At 36.5% G+C, this 22967-nt stretch carries 18 protein-coding genes, 2 pseudogenes, 1 riboswitch and 1 other annotated feature; of the genes and pseudogenes, 7 read left to right on the plus strand and 13 right to left on the minus strand.

Going from position 1 to position 22967, the window contains the following annotated elements:
* Window positions 1-59: 59 nt before the first annotated feature.
* From FC77_RS02045 to FC77_RS02055, 3 genes are read right to left on the minus strand one after another with little or no spacing between them, the layout of a single operon-like run.
* Complete coding sequence (locus tag FC77_RS02045) at window positions 60-2591, minus strand: ATP-binding cassette domain-containing protein (RefSeq protein WP_056969930.1); 2532 nt, start codon at window positions 2589-2591, stop codon at window positions 60-62.
* Complete coding sequence (locus FC77_RS02050; RefSeq protein ID WP_056969931.1) at window positions 2588-3478, minus strand: alpha/beta hydrolase; 891 nt, start codon at window positions 3476-3478, stop codon at window positions 2588-2590. Before FC77_RS02050 ends, FC77_RS02045 begins: the two co-directional genes overlap by 4 nt.
* Window positions 3462-4787, minus strand: a complete 1326-nt coding sequence (locus FC77_RS02055; RefSeq protein WP_056969932.1) for a PTS sugar transporter subunit IIC — start codon at window positions 4785-4787, stop codon at window positions 3462-3464. Before FC77_RS02055 ends, FC77_RS02050 begins: the two co-directional genes overlap by 17 nt.
* Window positions 4788-4930: 143 nt before the next feature.
* On the opposite strand from FC77_RS02055, the gene FC77_RS02060 reads away from it, so the two are divergent.
* Entirely contained in the window at window positions 4931-5164 is a 234-nt protein-coding gene (locus FC77_RS02060) for a hypothetical protein (RefSeq protein WP_054681424.1), read from the plus strand.
* Between the two features lie 63 nt (window positions 5165-5227).
* On the opposite strand, the gene FC77_RS02065 is transcribed toward FC77_RS02060, so the two are convergent.
* From FC77_RS02065 to FC77_RS02100, 8 genes are all read right to left on the minus strand, one after another.
* Window positions 5228-5902: a DUF975 family protein gene (locus FC77_RS02065; protein WP_054681426.1), complete on the minus strand. Its 675-nt coding sequence runs from the start codon at window positions 5900-5902 to the stop codon at window positions 5228-5230.
* Between the two features lie 294 nt (window positions 5903-6196).
* A complete protein-coding gene (gene dltD / locus FC77_RS08345; protein ID WP_082621105.1) occupies window positions 6197-8446 on the minus strand; it encodes a D-alanyl-lipoteichoic acid biosynthesis protein DltD in 2250 nt (749 codons plus the stop codon).
* Entirely contained in the window at window positions 8439-8678 is a 240-nt protein-coding gene (gene dltC, locus FC77_RS02075) for a D-alanine--poly(phosphoribitol) ligase subunit DltC (protein ID WP_056969933.1), read from the minus strand. The genes dltD and dltC overlap by 8 nt, the downstream gene beginning before the upstream one ends.
* Window positions 8679-8724: 46 nt before the next feature.
* Entirely contained in the window at window positions 8725-9963 is a 1239-nt protein-coding gene (gene dltB, locus FC77_RS02080) for a D-alanyl-lipoteichoic acid biosynthesis protein DltB (RefSeq protein WP_056969934.1), read from the minus strand.
* Window positions 9963-11477 carry a D-alanine--poly(phosphoribitol) ligase subunit DltA gene (gene dltA, locus FC77_RS02085; protein WP_056969935.1) on the minus strand — a complete coding sequence of 505 codons (1515 nt, stop codon included), beginning with the start codon at window positions 11475-11477 and terminating at the stop codon, window positions 9963-9965. The genes dltB and dltA overlap by 1 nt, the downstream gene beginning before the upstream one ends.
* A gap of 15 nt (window positions 11478-11492) precedes the next feature.
* Window positions 11493-11645, minus strand: a complete 153-nt coding sequence (locus tag FC77_RS02090) for a teichoic acid D-Ala incorporation-associated protein DltX (RefSeq protein WP_054681432.1) — start codon at window positions 11643-11645, stop codon at window positions 11493-11495.
* Window positions 11646-11761: 116 nt separating this feature from the next.
* Window positions 11762-12076 (minus strand): hypothetical protein, encoded by a 315-nt coding sequence (locus FC77_RS02095; RefSeq protein WP_054681434.1) that lies wholly within the window; start codon window positions 12074-12076, stop codon window positions 11762-11764.
* 12 nt (window positions 12077-12088) lie between these two features.
* The gene (locus FC77_RS02100) at window positions 12089-13225 is read right to left on the minus strand and encodes a YncE family protein (protein WP_056969936.1); all 1137 of its coding nucleotides are present in this window, start codon (window positions 13223-13225) and stop codon (window positions 12089-12091) included.
* A gap of 628 nt (window positions 13226-13853) precedes the next feature.
* On the opposite strand from FC77_RS02100, the gene cbpB reads away from it, so the two are divergent.
* The 4 genes from cbpB (at window position 13854) to FC77_RS02120 (ending at window position 18526) form a co-directional block, all read left to right on the plus strand.
* Complete coding sequence (gene cbpB, locus FC77_RS02105) at window positions 13854-14345, plus strand: cyclic-di-AMP-binding protein CbpB (protein WP_054681436.1); 492 nt, start codon at window positions 13854-13856, stop codon at window positions 14343-14345.
* A 109-nt stretch (window positions 14346-14454) separates the two neighbouring features.
* Window positions 14455-16323, plus strand: coding sequence for a heavy metal translocating P-type ATPase (locus FC77_RS02110; protein ID WP_056969937.1), 1869 nt, complete (start codon window positions 14455-14457; stop codon window positions 16321-16323).
* Window positions 16324-16364: 41 nt separating this feature from the next.
* Window positions 16365-16423, plus strand: a sequence feature (sodium ion sensor (DUF1646 type); this cis-regulatory element may regulate processes involved in with the transportation of sodium ions).
* Between the two features lie 44 nt (window positions 16424-16467).
* Window positions 16468-17619: a cation:proton antiporter gene (locus FC77_RS02115; protein WP_056969938.1), complete on the plus strand. Its 1152-nt coding sequence runs from the start codon at window positions 16468-16470 to the stop codon at window positions 17617-17619.
* Window positions 17620-17878: 259 nt separating this feature from the next.
* Window positions 17879-18526 (plus strand): PBECR4 domain-containing protein, encoded by a 648-nt coding sequence (locus FC77_RS02120; RefSeq protein ID WP_056969939.1) that lies wholly within the window; start codon window positions 17879-17881, stop codon window positions 18524-18526.
* A gap of 80 nt (window positions 18527-18606) precedes the next feature.
* Here FC77_RS02120 and eno read toward each other — a convergent pair whose 3' ends face one another.
* A complete protein-coding gene (gene eno / locus FC77_RS02125) occupies window positions 18607-19893 on the minus strand; it encodes a phosphopyruvate hydratase (protein ID WP_056969940.1) in 1287 nt (428 codons plus the stop codon).
* 75 nt (window positions 19894-19968) lie between these two features.
* A riboswitch (Fluoride riboswitch) is annotated at window positions 19969-20032 on the minus strand.
* Window positions 20033-20076: 44 nt separating this feature from the next.
* Window positions 20077-20751, minus strand: a complete 675-nt coding sequence (locus tag FC77_RS02130; RefSeq protein WP_056969948.1) for a type II CAAX endopeptidase family protein — start codon at window positions 20749-20751, stop codon at window positions 20077-20079.
* Between the two features lie 202 nt (window positions 20752-20953).
* On the opposite strand from FC77_RS02130, the pseudogene FC77_RS02135 reads away from it, so the two are divergent.
* Both FC77_RS02135 and FC77_RS02140 read left to right on the plus strand, forming a co-directional pair.
* Window positions 20954-21334 (plus strand): annotated as a pseudogene (locus FC77_RS02135) (YdcF family protein); the annotation flags it as partial.
* Between the two features lie 112 nt (window positions 21335-21446).
* Window positions 21447-22924 (plus strand): annotated as a pseudogene (locus FC77_RS02140) (ABC transporter ATP-binding protein); the annotation flags it as partial.
* Window positions 22925-22967: the final 43 nt, after the last annotated feature.

Genomic DNA, 22967 nt, shown 5'->3' on the forward strand with positions numbered 1-22967 from the left:
ATGCTTATTAATGCTTATATAACAATGCTTTATAGTGTTCACAAGATCTAGTAAATTTACTACTTTTGGTACAATTCTAAGTGTGCCCGTAAATATTTTGCCGTTAAACTAGCCTTATTCCTAGAAATATCCACAGGTAGACCTGAAGCAATAATTTGACCACCTTTATCACCACCACGTGGCCCCATGTCAATCATATAATCACTGTTAGCCATGATATCAAGATCATGTGTAATCGTAATAATAGTAGCTTTTTGATCAATTAATTTTTGGAATACCTGCAATAAAGTCCGGACATCATATGGATGTAAACCCACCGTAGGTTCATCAAACACAAACAATGTCCCTTTTTGGCTGCGGTGAATATGGCTGGTCAGCTTCATTCGCTGTGCCTCACCACCTGATAAAGCCGGGGTAGATTCACCAAAGTGCAAATAACCTAAGCCCATATCATGCAGTGTTTGGACGGTCTTTTTAATCCTAGGCTGATCAGCAAAAATAGCTTCTTTGAGCGCATCGTCAACGGAATAATCTAAAACATCAGCAATACTCATACCATGCCATTTAACCCGTAATACCTTTTGGTTGAAGCGACGGCCACCACAAGTTGAACAAATCTCCACCATGTCAGGCAGATACTGAATATCCATCGAAATGGTCCCAGTACCACCACAGGTAGGGCAGGCCCCCTCTTTATTATTATAAGAAAAATGACTTGCAGTATAGCCTAACTTCTTAGCAAGTGGTTGTTTAGCAAAGAGTTTACGCAACTGGGTCATAATATTGGTATAAGTAGCCACAGTTGAGCGTTGATTTTTCCCTACTGGCGTCGCGTCGACACTAATAATATTTTTAATACCAGCAGAAACTAAGTCTTTAACCCAACTTGGACTTTCTTCCTTACCTTCTTCAGCTTTCAAAGCTGGTAGAAGTGAATCTAAAATCAGGGAAGTTTTACCAGCTCCGGAAAAGCCAGTGATAGAAGTTAACCGGCCGATTGGTATCTCCGTGTGGACATTATGCAAATTAAAGTGCTTCGTAACCGAGAAACTAATTTTGCCATCCTTAAACATGTCTTTTTTATCTGCACGTTTACGGACATAAAGCTGCGCATTCCCCGTTAAATATGGACCAATATGTGAATGCGGATCCTGCTCTACTGCTTTAGGCGTACCTTGTGCAATAATTTGTCCACCTTCGCTGCCCGATCCTGGACCTATTTCTACAACCCAATCAGCCGCAGAAATAATTGAAGTTTCATGGTCGACTACAACTAAGGAATTACCTTGATTAACCAATTCATGAAAGACCTCGATCAGACCTGAAACGTTGTCAGGGTGCAAGCCCACAGATGGTTCATCTAAAACATACAAAACACCAGTGGTTTGCGTTCTAAGTGTCCTGCCTAACTGGATCCGCTGTAATTCACCGGTAGACAGGGTATTAGCTTGCCTGTCTAAGCTCAAATAATCTAAGCCCAATTTAATTAGTGGCCGTACCTGGTGTAAAAGTTCGCCGGTCAAGTTATCAGCCAAATCCTGCATATTGGTTGGCAACCATTTTTTAATTGCTTCCATGTAAGGAGGTAGTTCATCTAAAGTAAGATGTTCTGCCTCAATGATGTTTTTACCGGCAACTAGTTGCCCCCAACGACTAGGATCGATCCGGTAACCCTTGCAGCGCGGACAAGTACTAAATTTATAAAAGGAATTAATCCGCATAAGTCCACGTTCAGATTTAGTCGTTTTACGTGAATTTTCTACGGCATTATAAGCATTCTCATAAAGGGCATTCAGATGATAAACCCGGCCAGTCGAAGACGGAATATCAACCGGTACCTTTCGCTCTTTCCCATGCAGGATAATATCTTTTTCGTGTTTATTTAATTTTTTATACGGAATATCGGTACGCACACCTAATTCACGGGCGATGCGCCACATCCAATTTCGACCAGGAATCTGCCAGGTAGCCACCGCACCATTTTCTAGGGATAGATTTTCATCGGCAATGATTTTATTATCATCAACTTGCTCTACTGTTCCCAGACCCTGACATCTTTTACATGCGCCATCGGAATTAAAGGCAAAATCTTCAGCGCTAAAAGCATAAAATTTTACCCCACAAACAGGACAGGTGATTTTTCCCATACCATCACCTGTTAAATCCATTGCCTCAGCAATCTTAATAGTAGGTGATACCTGGTGGCCATTAGGACAAACTGGTGACCCCAATCTTGAAAAGATCAGACGCAGAATATTAAAGATTTCCGTAACCGTTCCAACAGTTGAACGTACACCTGGAACCGTGGGACGCTGGCGCAAGGCTAAAGCTGACGGAATATGGCGTACTTCATCGACTTGCGCCCTTCCTACCTGGCTGATTCGCCGGCGGGTATAAGTTGCTAATGAATCAAGGTAACGGCGCGCACCTTCAGAGTATAAAATCCCCATCGCTAGAGAAGACTTACCCGAACCACTGAGTCCAGAAATAGCAACAAAGCGGTGCAAAGGAATATTCACATTAATATTTTTTAAATTATTAACCCTGCCACCGATTACTTCAATTTGTGTTGGTCTCTTTTGATACTTCATTTATTAATATTCTTTCTCCTATTTTTTCTCTTATTTTGACCTAACTGCTTTTCTTGTTTATTTCCTGGTTTAAGCAGATATTGCTGGATCACCTGAATTACCTGCCTATTTTGCGGCAAATCTGAGTGATCGGCCTTCGAACCGGTCACGGTCATTGCGGTATAATTCTTTACCCGATTTTGAAAAATATACTTAGCGGCAGCAACACTAGATTCTGGTACAATTCCGTCTGACTCGTAATTTTTACCCCCAGAAAGGGAATAAACAATTAAATTCTTGGGAATCTTCTTTTTATTCTTAATGAAAGTTTCCAGCATTTGGGTCTTATTATTGATATTCTTTTCATTGAAATTATATGGTGTACCTAAGGTCATCAGTCGTTTCATCGTGATTTCATTTGAATAATCTGCATAGTAATGTTCTAGCCAGTAAGTCCATATAAGGCCCCCATTGGAGTGACCAAAGGCTTTAAAATTATTAAACTTATAATTATGCGCGAGTGAATCAAACGCCTTATCTAGCCAACCAGCCTGTTTCTTAATATTGCTATAACCATCCTTATTATTTTCAAAACCCACAATAATAAAAGGTTCTAAATCATTTTTAGCAATTGTGCCTTTATAAGAAAGCTTGCCTGTGCTAGAAACATTAACTTTGAGCACGCTGTGTTTATTTAACGTAGCTTGATTAAGCTCATCGATTAACTGGTTAAAACGCTCAGTCGTTGCACTAGACCCCGGTACCATAATTACCGGAGACATAAGTGACTTCTGCCGCTCAGCCTTTGCATGGTTAGATTTTTTCATCCAAAAATAGCCAGGAATCGCTAACGCAACAACAAGCAATAAAACCAAAATTAACCACTTAAAATTATGATTTTTGTGCATTTAAATCATTCCTTCGATTTTCTTTTTCTAAGTTAAGCTCAACTTTTTCACCAATTCTAATAATAGGAATGAGGATTAAAACATCTATTACAAACAAAAGTAGTGAAAAAAGCAAGGTTGTCCAGTTACCATTTGTCCCAAAAAACGCGATTAAAATCCCAGGAGTTCCCTTCAATACAGGATAAACACAAACGGGAATAAAATGAACAGCAATTGCTCCGGCCGCAAGGGTCATATTAATTAACGGAATAATTATCATTGGCAGCATAAAAAGCGGATTCAAAATAATTGGCATCCCAACCGCAAACCCTAAAACTGACGTAAAGGCTACTGGTAATAAATTAATTTGGGCAATAGATTCAATTTCTTTATGTTCTTTTCTTAAAAGAACAATCACAATCACGGCTAATACAATACTTGCTCCACCCATCGTTCCGTAAGTATTAATCAGGGAACTACCCAAAAATTTATAGGGTACATTCCAGGAATTACCTCTTTGTAAAGCATAGGTCAGGTTATCGGCAGTATAACCACTATTAATCGAAGTTGACAAGGAATTTAAGGGGTAACCTATCCCAAGCCAGCTAAGAAACATTACCACAACTGACAAAAGTAAGACTTCTCCCAAATTATTCGTTCCCTGAATGCGCCTAACTAATAACTTAAAACTACCAGAATTAAGCATTTTTATCTGTAGTTCATAAATAAGGACACCTAAAATTATACTAATCCCGACCGATACAGAAATCGGAATAAGAGCATTCCAAGATCTACGCTGTATGCGTTGAGCATGTTCATACTTAACAGGCGTATAATTGCTACCAAGCCAATGAAAGACCTGTCCTACCCCATAACCAATTAACAGGGCAATAAAGACCCCATTTACCCGCAATAAACTTGACGAAAATGGTGACTGTTGCTCAGAAACATTGCCAACAGTGTTAGCATAAGCACAAAATAGAATGGCAATCACAGCGGTCATTCCCGCCATAGTAGAATCCTTTCGGTATAAACGGGCCGTATAACGGGCTGCGAAATAAGCAGCGTAAACGCCGAAGACGCCAAATGTAACCTGCACCATCCCTTGACAGACAAAGGCACCACCATACCAAACATGATCGGACATGATTGCGTCCAGATTAAAAATATTATAGATAATACCATCTGGCGTAAAAACACTATCGTGTAAAAGGCTAAAGTATGAGCCAAGTACTGCTATCGGCATCAGCATTACCAAGGTACGTTGGACCGCCCTAAAGAAAGAACGCTGTCTTACCCAAAGTATAAATTTAGTTACAGAGTCTATCATTAATAATTTCCTTTGTTTTATAATATATTTAGATCAAATTAATAACCTAATTATACAATGCAAAAAATTAATTTAATACCGTAAGGCTTATTGATTAATTAACAAAATGATATAATATAATTAGTTATTGAAGGGTGAGAAAAATGGGTAGGAAAAGAATCGAACTAAACGATAGAATTGAAAAATTATCCGAAAAATACATGGCGATGACTGGTATGAACTTAGATGAGCTGACAAATAAAGCTTTAAAGTTTTATATTGTTAACCAATTGAGTTCCCACAAAGTCAAGAGAGTTTTGCGAAAAGATGATAGTGAGAGCACAAAGTATGCAGATCAAATATTTCAAAATAGTTTAGAAGATTTGAGTAGTTATTAAAAAGACAATCTAATAAAAATGGATGCAGAAAACTGCATCCATTTTTTATATAATTAAATATTTTTATTTAAATTGACTTCCTGCTAAAGCACGGTAAAAGTTTGCCCTAGAAGTTTGGTAATAAGGAACAAGCCATAAGAAACCAATTCCTAACGTAATCAAACCAAAAATAAACCAGCCTAAGAAACTAAGATTAAAAACAAACAGTTCCATCTTATGACCGTCCATCAATTTTCTACTTGCAGTAATTCCGCTAGTAGCCTGGACAGTCTTGCCACTGGCAACCATATCACTAACGATATATGGAGTCATTGCATAAGAATATGATTTAATAAAGCCAGGAATAATCAGAAGCAGAGTCCATAAGTAAGTAAAGACCGTACTTAACAGATAATTAATTATTTCTGGACCAAAGCGACCATTAGTAAATGATGAAAATGCGGCTTTAAGTACACCATCTTTCTTACCATCTCTAAAGTTCAAAAAGGAAATTACTAAACTCAAAGCGATAAAACCAGTAATAATACCCATAATTGTTGAAGTGGTTCCATACTTATAATAATATTCTGGATTTAGCAAAGACATTTTATATTTCCAACTACCATTATGGGTACCGGCGGTAACACCACCGGCCAAAATTGAGCAAACTATGAAGTCAATGAAAAAGACTAAAACTGCCCAACCCCAATTACCACGTAATTTATCTTTAGCTTCCGCTTTTATTTCTTTTCTAGACATAAAACCTTCCTTTATATTCTATTTTATATATATAAAATATACCTACTCTTTTCATTTTAACAGGAAAAAAAGCATAAAAAAAGCCTAATTCCACCAACATCGGAACTAGGCTCACACAGTGTTGACCGCCACTTCTGACCACATATAGAAGATAACATTTTCGCTACCGGAGAAAATGATTACTTTCTAGTGGCGGTACAAGAAGATTTTAGCATTCAGACAGACAAAAGACAAGACATAAACTAATTCAATAAAAAATAGGGTAGAATTTTACTTCTATCCTATTCTTTTATATTATTTCATGCTTATAAGTTTAGACATAATCTTATCAATCTTGACCTTCGTTGGTATAAATTTCTTACCATCCGAATGGTTATTTTGAATAATAATCATATCTCGAGCATCTTTAGTACTACGCATAAAGGTAAAGTAACCTTGACCAGCACCATTAGCCGTCTTATATCTGGCCTTGTTGTAAAGCCCACCATTATAATATGATGGTGGCCCAGCTTTATAGAGAATCTTTCGGCTCTCCTTTGTCAGCAGACTTCCCGCTAAAATATATTGCAATACTTTAGCTAAATCGTGGTTAGACATTACAACTGAACCGGCGCCAAGTTCATTATGAGCTTCACGCACCGATGAACGATACTTAACGGTAGTATACCTGCCATGCTTAAAATCATGACCAGGAACTAACCCACTTGCAACTAACTTACCTGGACTAGACCATAAGAACGCAGTATGTTTAAGCTTTAACGGTTTAACAAAAGTTGATTTAAACAATTGTTCATAGGACTTATTCTCAAGTTGAGAGATAATGCCACATAAATAAACGTAGTTTAAGGAACTATAATTCCATTTACCTACCATGTCGCTATCAAAGACGGTCTTTTTTATATCGTGTTTAATATTATCCTCATCAGAAACAAAGTGTTTAGTACCCAGCTTCTTTCCTGGTTCAAGTGAAAGTCCAGAGGTCATTTTAAGTAAATCCTTAATCTTGACCTTTTTAGCTCCCGGAACTGTCGGATAAAATTTTGCAAGCCGATCATCCATACTCAACTTACCGTCTTGAATCTCCCGCATAACCATGGCTGCAGTCATTGATTTTTGAACAGAATTAATCAAATAACTAGTGTCAGTTGTATTGTCTGTAGCATAATCGAGCAAAGTTTTACCATTATTAATGACTAAAACTGAGCCCTTAATACCCAAACCATTAACAGCCTGGCGCACTACTTTGCTTTTAAACTTATCTTTTTTATTAGTTTTGTTTTGGTCAGTTACGCCTGTAGGTGATGCATACGGTTTTATTTGCCATTTCTTAGAATAGAAATAATTATGCATGCTGTAATTATATGGTTTGTTAGCTTTCTTCATGAACGGTTTAACGGCTCGGTCAACTGCTACCCAACCACGCCAACCTAAGTGGATGGTGTCTTCCATGAAGTACTTTCTATTACCTTGTCTAGATAGGTCAGTGATATTATCAAAGCCTTGACTAGTCAGCTGGTACTTAATCTTAGAAACAGATCTTTGGTACATAGGTTGTGATAAACCGGTGTAATCAGACCACTTCTCATTGATTGCTGGGATAATGAACAAAACATTAGTATGCTGCTTCGCAAATTGTTCTAGCATCAATTGAAAGTCACTATACTCAACTGATTTGGTGTAGTCAAAGTTACGTTGGCTACCCTTTAATCTCTTCAAAGTCTTCTTAGGCAAACGAAGTCTAAAGAAATTATTATCGATTCCAAAATCATTCGAATTGGTATGTTCTGCTGCTTGTTGATCAGCGACTTTATCTAGTGCTGCAACTGAGTAAGTATTAGGTAATAACTTTGTCTTCTTATGAATCTTTTCAACACGGTTACGCAGTTGGAATGTACTAAAGAATTTATCCTCGTTGTTTAACATTCTCCGACGATTTTCTAAAATAAATTTCTGCGTACTGGTTAACTTTTCTCCTTTAGCTACTGATCTCATACCTGACTTGATTTCACCCTTAACTTCGGGCATTTCGAGAAAACGTTCAGCTGCATAACGATCAGTTTTGTTATTCTTAGCACTTAACAAGAAATTACATGCTTGAAGTGGTGAATAATACATAGTAAAGGCATTAGGATCTTGACCCTTTTTAGTAAACCATTGTGGTGAAATGATCACTACAGCTTTTTTATCTTTAAGTTGTTTAGCTGTTCCTTGCATCCCTAAATATTGGGCCAGAGATTGACTACCTGGTCCACCTAATAGGAATGGACGATAGCTTCTATGATACTTTTCAGCAAGCACACTTGGGTGAAGCGGGTCCATTCGTGATAATTCACTTGAACCGTAGAAAGGTACATAACCATCGTCATAAGCCTCTTGCTTCATCTTTGAGCCCTTAAATACGGTTGTAGTTTGTGAAGCAGCAGCCTCATAAAGTGATTCCTTAGAAAAGGTTCTCTCCCATGGAAGCAAGAAGACAACTAGCAATAAGATAAAAGCGCATAGAACCGGGCCAAAAATCTGCCACAGTCGGCGTTTATTACTCATTTCTTAAGCTATCCACCTTTGCAACAATCTTATTTGGAGTATCCCATTCTTTACGATCGAATTCTGAAACTGGAACATCAATATTGAATTTATCTTGCAAGTTTAAAAGCATTTGAACACTTGCCATTGAATCCATTAAACCGTTGGCAAAAATGTTTTCGTCCATCTTGTCTGATAAATCTTCACTAGTTAAATCTTTTAAAATACTTAAAACTTCTTTTTTAGTATCCATAATTAAAACCTTTCAACTAAAACTAATTTTCTATGCCGATTATACTTTACTTCCAGCCGAACCATAATTGACTAAGGAAGCCTGAGAAAATAAGGAAACTTAAACAAACTACATTGAAAGTTATGAAAATGGCTAAGCATTTCGTAAATATATTCGATGGAACTTGTTTTCTGTGCTTCTTCTTAAATCTCAACCAGTAATCGTTAATAATAATTGCTATCGCATGGAATAAACCATAAACAATGTAATACCAGGTTAGACCGTGCCAAAAGCCCATGATTCCGAATAAAAGCAAGTAAGAAACTTGTGATAATCTAATTCGGTTTTTGATTAACTTATTCTTCATAGCAAAGAAAGTAAACCGCATGTAGATGTAATCACGGAACCAAAATGACAAAGTCTTGTGCCAACGATTCCAGAACTCTTTAATGTTCTTAGAAATAAATGGCATATTAAAGTTCATTGGTGTATGGATACCCATGAAGTATGAAATTGATACCGCAAATAATGAGTACCCAGCAAAGTCAAAGAACAGGTACATACTGTAACAGTACATATATGCTAGCAACCACCATGATAGCTTAAGACCACCATTGGCATTACCAACAGCTAAAGCTGCCTTACTGATTTTCGGCAACCAATAAGTTCCGAAGAACCAGCCCAAGATAAACTTATATAAGAAACCTTGGAATAGGTAACGTACTGCGTATCTCATATCAGTTATATATTGATCACGAGTAGGTGCGTTATCAAAGTCTTTCTTAAATCTCCGGTAACGGTCAATAGGACCTGATGAAATAGTTGGGAAGAACAACAGAAATCTTAGGTAAGTACCAGGATCAACTTTTTTAATTGCGCCATCCCGAACTTCCATAATTACTTGTACAGTCTTAAAGGTAATATAAGAAATACCTAAGAAACCGAGAAGCCCATGCACTTGTGTTTGCGGAAACGCTGTTTGAATCTTAACCAGCGCTAACGGTATGATTGCTAAAATTACGGCCAAACAAAAGACCCAAGTCTTATTTTTCCCAACTTTACGATAGTGCAAATAGCAGAAGGTAATTGCAAATTCAATAATCAAATAGATTATTAAATTTACACCTTGATGCCATTTGACCCCATCAAAGATTAAGAACAGGAAAACCAGTGAGAAGATGGCTTCATAGGTCTTGAAACGGTGGCCATGATAAAGCCCGATCATCATCGGTATTAAAGCGATCATCAAATAGATGAAGTACTGTGGGTTAGAGTAAGACTGTAAGTTAATGAAATTAAAATTCACTACTTATTAACCTCCTCAATAACACTTTTAATATCCACTTTCCCGTTTTGTGAAATCGGTAATTTTTCACGGTAGACAAAACGTTGTGGAATCATATAAGGCATCACATTCTTAGCCAGATCGTCACGAATCTTTTTAGTTAAGACAGTCTCAGAGTACTTACGCTTAATACCATCTTTTAATTCAATTTCAGCAACAATTTGTTTAACAGTATGGTCTTTATTGTATTTAGGTGCAGCAACACCGTAACGAACAAGTTCGTTTTGGTCTAAATAATGGTTAATCTCTTCAAGTTCAATTCGATAACCATTGAATTTGATTTGAAAGTCGATTCTACCACGATAGAAAAGCATGTCGCCATCGAAGAAGCCCTCATCCCCTGAACGGTGGCTTTGATATTTATCACCATCTTGTTTAAAGAATGCATTTTGAGTCTTCTCTGGGTTATTCATATAACCCTTCGAAACGCTAGGCCCTTCAATGATGATTTCACCATCATCCGCTTTATCACCCTTAGATTTATCGATCGTAATCTTGGTGTCTTTTTTAGGACGGCCAATTGGTAAACGATCATACTTCTTAAGGATATCGTCAGTAATCTCAACCTGAGTTACGGCAACTGTTGTTTCAGTTGGACCATAGGTATTAAAAATATGTGCGTCAGGGAACTTCTTCTTTAGCGTTGCAACTTCATCATGGGGCAATTCTTCCCCACAAAATAGCATGTGCGTTAAGTTTGGGTGGTGCTTGGCATCAAACGTTTTATCTAAGAAACACATCTGTGCGAACGATGGGGTTGAAACCCAAACGTTGAATTGCAGTTTTGGCATCGTTTGAAACAGTTGCACGAAGTTTTGCGTAACATCATGGGGCAAAACAACCAACTTACCTGCAGCAGTTAATGCCGGGTAAAGACTCATAACTGATAAATCAAACGAATACGGTGCTTGGACTAAAAAGCTCGGATGTTGTGGCAAATTAAAGTCAGATAATTCCCAGTTAACGAAGCTGAGTAAGTTAGCATGACTAATTTGGACTCCCTTTGGCTTTCCACTAGTACCTGAAGTAAAGATGATATAAAAGTTATCGTCGCCTTCTACAAATTTGTTTTGATCAATTTGGTAGCTACCATCTTTAACATCATCTGGTTTAACAACTTGAATCCCCGATAAATCAACGTCCGGCAATTTATCAATTGCGAGAACAATTTTAGACTCAGATACCTCTTGAATCATGGTTAAACGCTCAGCGTTAGAATAACTAGCAATTGGAATATAAGCGTGCCCTGATTTCACACATCCTAAGAAGCTGGCAATCATTTCGAAGGTTTGGCCACCCCAGACCATAATTGGACTTTTTGCTGGAATATCTAAACTTTCGATTTTATGTGCCCACACATCCGAACGCTTTTTAAGGTCATCATAAGTGTTAGTTTTACCGAGATAGTCATAAACGATTCTGTTAGGATCATTTGCGGCAACCTCGTCAATTTTTTTAATTACATCTTTGATCATCTGATAGCACCTACCTTAAAATTCGTTATAAATAAAGTGAACCGAAGTAAGGCCACTGTATTCATACAAATAGATTAGAGCCATCAGAATAGCAAAGTAAATAATTGTCTTCAAGACAAACATTCCAATGCGTTTGCCTTTAGAATCAACTTTTTGCTTTTTCTCCATAATCTCCCTCGAATAACATAAATTTACTATGGCACTATAGTACTACAGTTTGCAGTAACTAGAGAAACCCTAATTGATATTTTACCAAATTTAAACATTTTACCAAAATAAGTTTTTTATTTGTTTAACTTGCGGCAATCACCGTACGCAAAGCAAAGTGGAATAAAAATACCTAATGATACAAAAATTAATGCAAAAATCATCAACCCCATCATATTTTTAGTCTTTGTCCAGCGGGGATTTTTGGCTGTTGTCAGCAGGTACACCGCAAATAAAATTACGATGATTAATTCAACTAAATAAAGGCTTGAATAACTCGACGAGCTAATTACCTGGTAAAGATATAAATAAACTGAAGCAGGTAATAAACACAGCCAGCCGGAGAAACGCAACCAAAACGTTATCTTCTTTCGATAATTCTGCTTTCCCATTTTTTACTCCTTTTAAACACCAAATAAGGCATTAATATTCAATGATAAAATTCTATCCATTATAACAATCTGCGGTTTAGCATACAATTTCGCTCCAGATTCAAAAAGACATAGAAGCTGTCCTTTATAGGCCGTGATTTGTTCCAAGTACGGCGGCATATCGATGATTTTTTCTGCATTCTTTTCATCTAAAGAATTTAAGGCACTAGTAGGAAAAACATAAAGTTTAGAGTCATTGCTTCCATATGATTGGCTCAAAAAAATCTTATCTTGATAAATTGCAATTCCTTGAATTTGTTTGTCCATAGACGCTTCACCATCAGCATTTGTCCACCTGACAGAACCAGTCACGGATTTAATTTCATTATTCGTAATTGAGCCATTATGCTTGCCGCCACGAGTGATTCTGTAACTAGCAACCTTGCCGCGATCATACATATTAAAAAAGCCGACAAACAATTGGTTGTCATAATAAGTTACAGTCGAGGCATTTTCGATGGTAGGAATTACAATTTTGTGGTCATATTCAATTGGAAGGTGCTTTTTAGGATTATACTTTTTTAAATCTTTTAATGAAAAAGACATCAAAGCCGGATCATCACCGATGGATTCCGTCACCCAAATATTTTTGGCAACTGGATCATAAGCAATTCCACCTAAATGCGACCGGCCCTTAACTTGAATTGTCTTAAGGTATTTGCCAGTCTTCTTATTCAAGACGTATATTACGGACGCGTGTTTGTGTTCACCATCATACGCGGTAATCAATATATACTTGTTCACTACCGCTAAACCTTGTGGCGTCATGCTGTCAGAAATATCATACTTTTTATTTGCAAAGTTATAACTTTTAGTTGAAACAAGACCAGGAATAATGAAATCTTTCCCATCCCACGTTCTTGGCGGAACATAAACTGAAGTCTTATTAATGAAGGAATATTTATCTCGTAATCCTTTTTGGTAGGCTGAAAAAGTATGCCAGCTAGCATTAATATTAGTTCCATCCTTAGCCTTCACAACCTTAGGCCTTTCTCTTTGCAACTCACTTTCTTGCCACCATTGATGACCAAAATAAGATATCACTCCTATTCCTACTATAAGAAGAAAGATTGGCAATAAGTGCAACAAAATTTTGCCTAACTTTTTCAAATTAAACTACCCTTTTCTAATGATCAGTTACTATTATAGCGATTAGTAAAAGTTAGTAACCAAATAACGATGGGTAAAAAGCCAAAAATTTACATTTTTAATTTAATGAAAGCGTTATTTAAGTTAATTACCTTAATAGAATAGGTATTATTTCAATTATTTTCGATAAATCTTAATTTCGTCACACTTTTTTCACAATTGGAAGTTATACTATGTTTGTAACGAGTAAGAGCTTAAAAGTACTTGTTTATTACACTCAACTTTTTTGTTTTTCATTCATACTCCTCCAAGTAAATAATGAAAATAAAAAATTTTGGCTTTATAACCAATTTCATATCTATCCCTTTCGACTCACGTGTGTTACGTGAGTTTTTCTTATTCTTTAAAAGTTCTAAATGTTTTCTTTACCAATTTGTAAGAATTTAAACATTATTAATTCACATTTACCCTATATTATATAAATTGTAGTGAGGCGAAAGAACTTGCTACAATACTCCCACTTTTTTATTTCATTCATTCTTACTCCTCCAAAGTAGATGAAACTAATGGACTCGCATTTTTTGCGGGTCTTTTCTTTTTCCTCACCTTTTTCCTGTATACTATATTATAGGAAGAAAGGAGCGCTTACATGTTTTCGCCCTCAATCAAACATTTAATTGAAGAAAAGTCCGGTTCATTTTTAATCCCGGCAAGTCGAATCGCATTTGTAGAAGATGATAATCCTCTCTACCATGCCTTTTTAATTTTAACTAGAGTCAAATATTCTAAAATTCCGGTACTCGATAAGAAAAGCCGGGTTGTTGGTCTAATAAGTCTAGCCATGATTACCGATAAAATGCTTAAAACAGATAAAATCAGTATCGAACCCTTAGATAAGTTAAAGGTGCGCGATGTCATGCAAACCAAGTTCAGCAAGATCAACTTTGTTCAGACAACGTTAGAAACACAACTGCATCTTTTAATTGATAATGCCTTTTTACCGGTTGTTGATGACCAAGACGTTTTTCAAGGACTACTCACACGACGTGAATGGATCAAAGCTTTTAACTACGTGGTACACACATTTGACAGTCATTACACCGTCACACCAAAGGAAAAAGAAGTAGTAAATGAAAAATAAGTAAAATTATTGACCAATTAATCTAATTTAGAGTAATTCTAATTTACATTCTTGCTATAAGTGTTAAAATGTTGAATATACTTACGTTTTTTTATGGAGGCAAGAAACAATGACATTAAAACGTCAGTGGAAATTTATTGTCGTTCTGCTCGTTGGATTAATTGGTCTTATCTGCCAATTTGTATTCCATGCGCCAAATCTTTTTAATATTGGTAGTCTCGATTTCCCAATTCAAAGTATCCTAATCGATATTATTGGGGTCATAATGGTGATTGCCTTAATGACCGAAATTATCCAAGATTGGAAAAACGGCCGTTATGGGGTTGATATCCTAGCAGTTATCGCTATCGTATCAACCATGTTAATTGGAGACGAATGGGCTTCATGGATGATCATGGTTATGGCAACAGGTGGTCAAACACTTGAAGACTACGCAACCGGACAAGCTGACAAGGAATTACGTTCACTTTTGGATAATTCACCAACCTTTGCCAATAAGATGGAAAACGGTGGAATTGTTAAAGTAAAAGCTGAAGACTTAAAAGTTGGCGATCACGTTATCGTGAAGCCAAGTCAACAAGTCCCAGTTGACGGTAGAATTGTTAAAGGAATTTCTAGGTTTGACCAATCTTCATTAACCGGTGAATCTGTACCAGTTTCTAAGAAACCGGGAGACGACTTAATGTCTGGTTCCATTAACGGTGATGCAGCCGTAGAAATGGAAGCAACTAAGGCTGCCAAGGACTCAGAGTACCAGTCTATCGTTGCCCTAGTTAAGTCTTCACAATCTAAGCCCGCTAAGTTTGTCAAAATGGCTGACCGTTATGCCGTACCATTTACTGTCATTTCATTAGTTATTGGTGTAGCTGCTTGGATCTTCTCAAAAGACCCAACAAGATTCGCGGAAGTTATGGTTGTTGCCTCCCCATGTCCACTTTTAATTGCCGCACCAGTTGCCTTAATCTCTGGCATGAGTTCAATGTCAAACAGCCATATTATTGTTAAATCTGGTCCAACCATTGAAAAATTAGCTGACGCTAAAACATTTGCTTTTGATAAAACCGGTACTTTAACTAAGAACCAGTTGGTAATCGATCAAATTGTACCTGCTTCAAAGGATATTTCAAAAGAAGAACTGCAAAGTTTGGCTGCTAGTGTTGAACAGCAATCAACCCACATCATCGCAAGTTCCCTTGTTAAAGTTACCGATAAGAAGTTGATCCAGCCAGCTCATGGAATTAAAGAAACCACCGGTCAAGGTGTAGAAGGCACGGTAGCCAATCACGTTATTAAAGTTGGTAGAACAGAGTTTACCGATCCTAATAATAAGGAGAAATTTAACTTCGGTTCTACAACTATTACCATTTCAATTGATGGTAAATATGCTGGTTACATTACCTTTAAAGATCAAATTCGTCCTGAAACTCCAAGTACATTAGCCCGTTTGCGTCGTCAGGGTGCTAAACACATTATGATGCTTACCGGTGACCACAAAGACGCTGCTGATAAAATTGGTAAAGCAGCTGGAGTTGATGACATTCGTTACCAGCTTCTGCCTGATGAAAAAATCAAAGCAATTAGAGACGTCAAGAAAGAAAACCGTCCTGTCGTTATGACTGGTGATGGTATTAACGATGCCCCAAGTTTAACTGCTGCCGATGTTGGTATTGCCATGGGTGCTAAAGGTGCATCAGCTGCTAGTGAGAGTGCTGATGCAGTTATCATGGTTGACGATTTATCTAAAATTAACGATGCGGTTGCTATTTCTAAGCACACAATGAAGGTAGCCAACGTTGATGTTTTAACTGCTATTACTATTATCGTCTTCGTTGAATTAATCGCCTTCACAGGTATTATCCCAGCTATTTGGGGAGCTATCTTACAAGAGTGTATCGATTTACTCTCAATCAGTTTAGCTTTGCTTGCAAAGACTAAGCCTAAGAATCCTAAACAAACTGGTGAAGTTGCAACTAATTAAAAAATCACTTAAACTTAAAACTAAATAAATACTTATTTAGCGGTTGGGTTTTTATTAAAAAATAAAAGCTTTCAAGATTAGCTTCTTTGGGTCAAGGAGCAAGAACTTGAGGGCTTTTTATTTTGCCTTAAGAAAGGGGAAAAGATGTACTTTTTAGGAGAATTAATTTTAATTCTATTAACGACAGTACTATTAGGGCAATTATTTGCCCGTTTTAATATGCCAGCAGTAGTTGGGGAACTCTTATCTGGAATAGTTTTGGGGCCTGCACTTTTAAATTGGGTAAAACCAAATGACATTATCAGCCTCTTCTCTCAATTTGGGGTAATCCTATTAATGTTTTTAGCTGGGCTTGAAAGTGATCTTGATCTACTCAAAAAGTACTTTAAGTTAAGCTTCACAGTAGCCGGTATCGGGGTAATATTGCCCGTAGTATTTATGGGACTAGCCAGTTATGCCTTTGGTATGAAGCCATTAGAAGCCATTTTCATTGGTATTGTTTTCGCGGCAACCAGTGTATCAATTTCGGTCGTAGTTTTAAAAGAGGCTCATCAACTGCAGACTCGTGCTGGTACAGCAATTTTAGGAGCGGCTGTAGTTGACGATATATTAGCAGTGATTGTGCTCAGTTTATTTACTACCTTCAGCCACGAAGGCGGTAAAAGTGGTATAACTAATAATTTCTTCATCAATTTATTAATCGAGGCAGCATATTTTGTTGTAGTCTGGATAATTTATAAATTTATTGCCCCATATTTCATGAAAATTGCGGAGAAATTAGACGTTAACTATTCTGTAGTAATTGCATCCCTCATCTTAGCTTTAACGATGGCCTGGGCTGCTGATTTTGTTGGTCTGTCTGCAGTAGTTGGTGCCTTCTTCGGTGGCTTAGCAATCAGACAGACCCCACAGTATAAGGAAGTTAATTCCTCTATTAGCGCAATTGGTTACTCTGTCTTTATTCCCGTCTTTTTTGCAGATATCGGTTTATCAATGACCTTTGATAGCTTCTTTAAAGATATTTGGTTCATTCTTGTGATGACCGTACTAGCTGTGGTATCAAAATTCTGGGCTGGAAAATATTCTAGTGAAATGTTTGGTTTTAGTAAAAATGAAGCGAATATTGTTGGTTCAGGGATGGTTTCACGTGGTGAGGTTGCGTTGATTGTTGCTCAAATTGGCATCACACACCACTTATTTCCCGAAGATATTTATTCCAGTTTAATTCTGGTAATCATTATTACAACGGTACTTTCGCCATTCATTTTGAATCATTATATTAAAAAAGCGAATTAACTTTAAATATTAATTTAATTTAGTTGAATTAATATTTTGAGTTCTGTATTATGTATATAGAAGATAAATTTTCTATAATTACGGGCTAGTGGATATGGCTTGTACCCGCCTGAGGGCTTTTAAAATAAAAGTAAAATAATTTCAGGACTACCATCCCTTGAGGTTAGATAGGGCATTATCTAGCGATGGGTGAAACCAATTCGCGGAAGAGAGGCTGCGGCCTCTTTTTTTATTACTAATTCTTTTGGAGAAGATGATATTGTTATATGATGAAAAATGGTTACAAGAATTTGACGGTAATATAGACCCAAATACTGTTAATTTTAAAGAATTAGCTAACTCTCTTGAAAAATACACTTCTCAGTATGTGTATAAATATAAAACTAATATAAAAAATTTTAATATTATAAAAATAAAAATTATGAATAATAATATTCCTCATTTATTAGGATTATCACATAACCATCATGTTGGATTACCCAGTTACTATTCACAAGCTGTATTTGAGGGTTTAAAAAATGATTGGACACTCGAAAAAATAAAGAAAGCCGATCAAGGCTGGTTTAGCAAAAATAAAGACAAAATTATTGGTGTTTTATTTTTATATCAATTTATGCATATTCAAAACTGTAAGGTTTACACAACTATTAATTCAAAATCCAAAAATAAAAGATTAAAAAGAGATAATATTTATTTTATAATTTTTAAATATCCTAATAATCAATCATATAGCATTGAATTAACTCCTGAAAATCAAAATAGAAACAGCATAAGCAACACTTTTGTACCTCGAAGTTTAAAATTAAATGATAGAATCGAAAAAGATTGTTCAGAAGCTAAATTTACTCTAATTAGTAGAAACAGAATTAAATCAAAGAAAATTTCTTATATTCCTTGGAAAACATAAGAAAAACGCCCTAAAAGCTAGGTATTTTAGGGCGTTTTTGTATTCGAGAAAATTTTTTAATGTTTTTTATTCATCACTTATTAATCAAGATCGACGTTGTTGGGATAATGAGCTAAATGTTCAACATCTGGACCAATCTCTTCCTTAATTTCAAGCAGACGGTTGTACTTTTCAACCCGCTCACTTCTTGCCGGAGCACCAGACTTTAATTGACCAGCACAAGTAGCAACAGTAAAGTCAGCTAAGAAAGTATCGCCAGTTTCACCTGAACGGTGAGAAACGAATGTAGTCATATTGTTCTTCTTAGCCAAACTAATGGTTTCTAGTGTCTCAGAAACAGTACCAATCTGGTTAAGCTTAATCAAAATTGAGTTACAAAGCTTATTTTTAATAGCTTTTCTAACTAATTTAGGATTAGTACATACATTATCGTCAGCAACAACTTGAATCTTATTACCAAAGCGAGCATTAAATTTTTCAAAATTGGACCAATCATTTTCTGCAAATGGGTCCTCAACAGAAATAATTTCTGGAAATTCTTGCAAAAGCTTATCGTAGTAATCAAGCATTTGCTTACCATCCCAAATATGGCCTTCAAAGTGATACTTGTTGTCGTCAGGATTAAAGAAGCTGCTAGCTGCAGCGTCAAAGGCAATAGCAACATCCTCACCCGGCTTGTAACCGGCTTTGGTAATAGCCTTTTGCAACATCTTTAAGGCTTCTTCTGAACTCTTAAGATTAGGAGCAAAGCCGCCTTCGTCCCCTAAATCAGTGGTAAAACAAGCATTTTCAATGACGCTCTTTAAAGCATGGTAAGTGTTAACAATTTTTTCAAAACTATCACGGAAACTGGTCTTCTTAATTGGTGTGATCATGAATTCTTGAATATCAATTCCGTTATCAGCATGCTCACCACCGTTAATTACGTTGTGATAAGTTTGTGGTAATTCTAAATTGCAACCGCCAAGGTAACGGTAAAGTGGTTCTTTCTTAGACATCGCAGCAGCACGAGCAACGGCCATTGAAACACCTAAGATAGCATTGGCACCCAAACGTGCTTTATTCGGCGTATCATCTAGATCAATCATAATCTTATCGATCTTACCCTGATTATATGGACTCTTACCCTTTAAAGCATCGTTAATTTCAGTATTAACATTGTTAACAGCCTTAAGAACACCTTTGCCACCTAAGCAAGAACCACCATCACGCAATTCAACCGCTTCTTTTTCACCTGTAGAAGCACCTGACGGAACCTCTGACTTAGATTTGGTACCATCAGAAAGAAAGGCATTAACCTCTACAGTTGGGTTACCACGAGAATCAAATACCTCTCTGGCAATAACTTTTTCAATGGATACTGACATATTTCTACCTCCTGAGCAAAAAAAGAGCAAAAACTAATAAGACGCCTACTATTTTCTCTACACAAAAATATGTAGATAATAGTAGACGTCATTAGAATTTGCTCATTTATTATTGGTGAACGTCATCACCTATTCAATTGACACCTTGAATATAGCACACGGAAAATTTTTTGCAACAACTTTTTAAAGGAAGCCAAGCAAATTATATGCCATGTGCGTCATCATCGAATAACGTAAATCTTTGGTGGTCATGTATACCCATCCAAGGACGCATCCCAGTACCCAATAAACCAGAATGAACTTAGTAAGACGAGGATCGTGCATGTAAGCAAAAACAAAACCACTCACTAAAATACCAACCCATTTGTTAAGGAAGGTGTTACGAGTAAAGAAGGTGTTAAAAAACATCCCTCTAAAAATTGTTTCTTCACAAAACGGTGCAACAAAGCAGACCATAATCTTATATAAGTTACCACTCTGCAAAGAAATGCGGTTTAATTCCTTTTGGTTAGCAGAAATGGTTTTACCACCACTTACCAATTGCATCATTGTATAACTCAAAAGGGTTATTAGTACGATGCCAACTACGGCAATCAATATTCTTCGCCAATCCCAATGTGGTTCAGAATTAAAGTCCCAATCATTGAATTCACGTAGTTGCCTCTTATATAGCCAAAAGACAACCGCTAGAAGAATAACTGTGATTAAAGCCGTCATTACACATTGAATTTGCACATTTAGGTGCAGCAATTTATGAATTCGACGGGGAAAGAAATAAAAAGTTTGCAGCACACTGTATGCTGCAAGGGCAAGAATTATTCCCGCAATGTTCCCCAAATAATGAAAAAGTTTTCTCATTCCATACGCACCTTGATTCTCCATGATTTTTAGCAGTACTTCCATTATAATAGACATATCTTATAATATCTAAAACGAGGATAAATATGGTACAATTTTTTCATTTATTTCAACAAAATCGGGAATTTACTTACCTCTCTATTGTATTGGCAATTTCTTTAATCGCCTTTCTTATTTCATGGTTAGTTGAGCCACGAAGACTGAATACGCAATCGCACGCGGTATTGCCCCTGATGATATATTACGGGAAGATAAATCTAAAAATACTTATGAAAATATGCTTTTTTCTAAAAGAATTGCCACCAAAAACTACGGTAGTAAAAAATATAAAGCCAAATTCTTCAGTAACAATTACCATATTTTCCGCGCGGGACTCTATGCCAAGATGGCAAATCTGAATGCCAATGGTATCGGCTGTTATACCAGATTTTACTTCCTACCTAACGCAATTATTCGAGAATTTGCTGGTGTCTTTGTCATGCATAAGAAGCGCCACTTTATCTTTATGGGTTTAATTCTATTCTTCTTCATTATTCAAGCAATTCTAGTAGCCATAGGGGCTACCAAATACAGAATGATCTAATATAAAGACCATTTTAAGATTTTTAGCGTTAATGTCTCCTCCTAGATTCATCTTTTTATAAATGATACACTATCTACTAATAATTAATTAGTATAAAGAAGGGACAAATGGTATGCTGCAACTTAAACATTTACGTAAATCCTATCACGTTGGAGATAGCGTCACACACGCATTAGACGATGTTTCTATCTCTTTTCGTGACCAAGAATTTGTTGCTATTTTGGTCCCAGTGGTTCTGGTAAGACAACCTTATTGAACGTCATCGGCGGTCTAGATCGTTATGATACCGGTGATCTGGTTATCAATGGCAAATCAACCAAAAATTTTAAAGAAACAGATTGGGACGCTTACCGTAACAACTCTGTTGGCTTTATTTTTCAAAATTATAATCTTATTTCCCACTTATCCATCATTGCCAACGTTGAATTGGGAATTAATTTATCGGGAATGCCGGCTAAAGAGCGGCACGAAAAAGCAATCGAAGCCTTAACACAGGTAGGATTAAAGGAACACATCAATAAACGTCCTAATCAATTATCTGGTGGACAAATGCAACGAGTAGCAATTGCCCGTGCCATTGCCAATGATCCGGATATTCTGCTTTGTGATGAGCCTACTGGTGCATTGGATACCGAAACTTCCGAGCAAATCATGAAATTAATCAAGAGCATATCAAAAGACCGCTTGATCATCATGGTTACCCACAATCCAGATTTAGCTAAGGAATATGCCACTAGAACCGTCCGTTTCCAAGATGGAAAAATCTTGAGTGACACCAATCCATACAAACCCACTAATGAGAAAAACACCTTTAAGTTAAAGCGGACTAAGATGTCTTACTGGAATGCCATTAAACTTAGTTTTACTAACATCATGACTAAAAAATGGCAGACAGTTTTGACTGCTTTTGCCTCAAGTATTAGGATTATTTCTATAGCTGTTGTTTTGGCACTTTCTAATGGTTTTCAAAAGCAAATCGATTCAACTATGAGTAAGGCTTTAGCTAAATACCCTGTTTCTATTGCTCAAACAGCAACGGACATGAACGGTTCAAGTAACAACAAGGATGATGATGATAAAAACGTTAAGAATAAGGGCTATGTAACGGCTAAACAAAGTGAAAAGCAACAAAATACCCATAAAAATAATATTAGTCAGGCTTATGTTAATTACATTAAAAAGATTAATCCAAACTATGCTAATAACATTTCCTATGAACGCGGGGTTAATTTGAACCTACTTTCTAAAGTAAACGGGAAAGTTAACCGGGTACAATTCTCACAAGCTGATCCAAACAGTTCTCAAGCTCAAGCCGCAGCTCAGGCTCAAGCTATGAGCTCTGTCGGCGTTGGCCCCCCTGTTTTTCCAACTACTTTAAAAGCAAAAAAAGGTTCTTTCTTAAAGCAGAACTATCAACTTTTATCTGGTTCATGGCCAACTAAATCTACTGACTTGGTTTTAGTAACTGATAACAAAAATACTGTTAACATAAATGCTTTAAAGAATTTAGGCTTTGATGTTAAAAATGACAATAAATTAAAGTTCAAAAAACTAATTGGCAAAGAATTTAGAATCGTTTCTCATAATAATTAGAAAACAGGAGATTAGGGTCTGTTATATTGAGTTGAAATTT

This window comes from Lactobacillus acetotolerans DSM 20749 = JCM 3825 (assembly GCF_001436775.1).
GTDB classification, from domain to species: domain Bacteria; phylum Bacillota; class Bacilli; order Lactobacillales; family Lactobacillaceae; genus Lactobacillus; species Lactobacillus acetotolerans.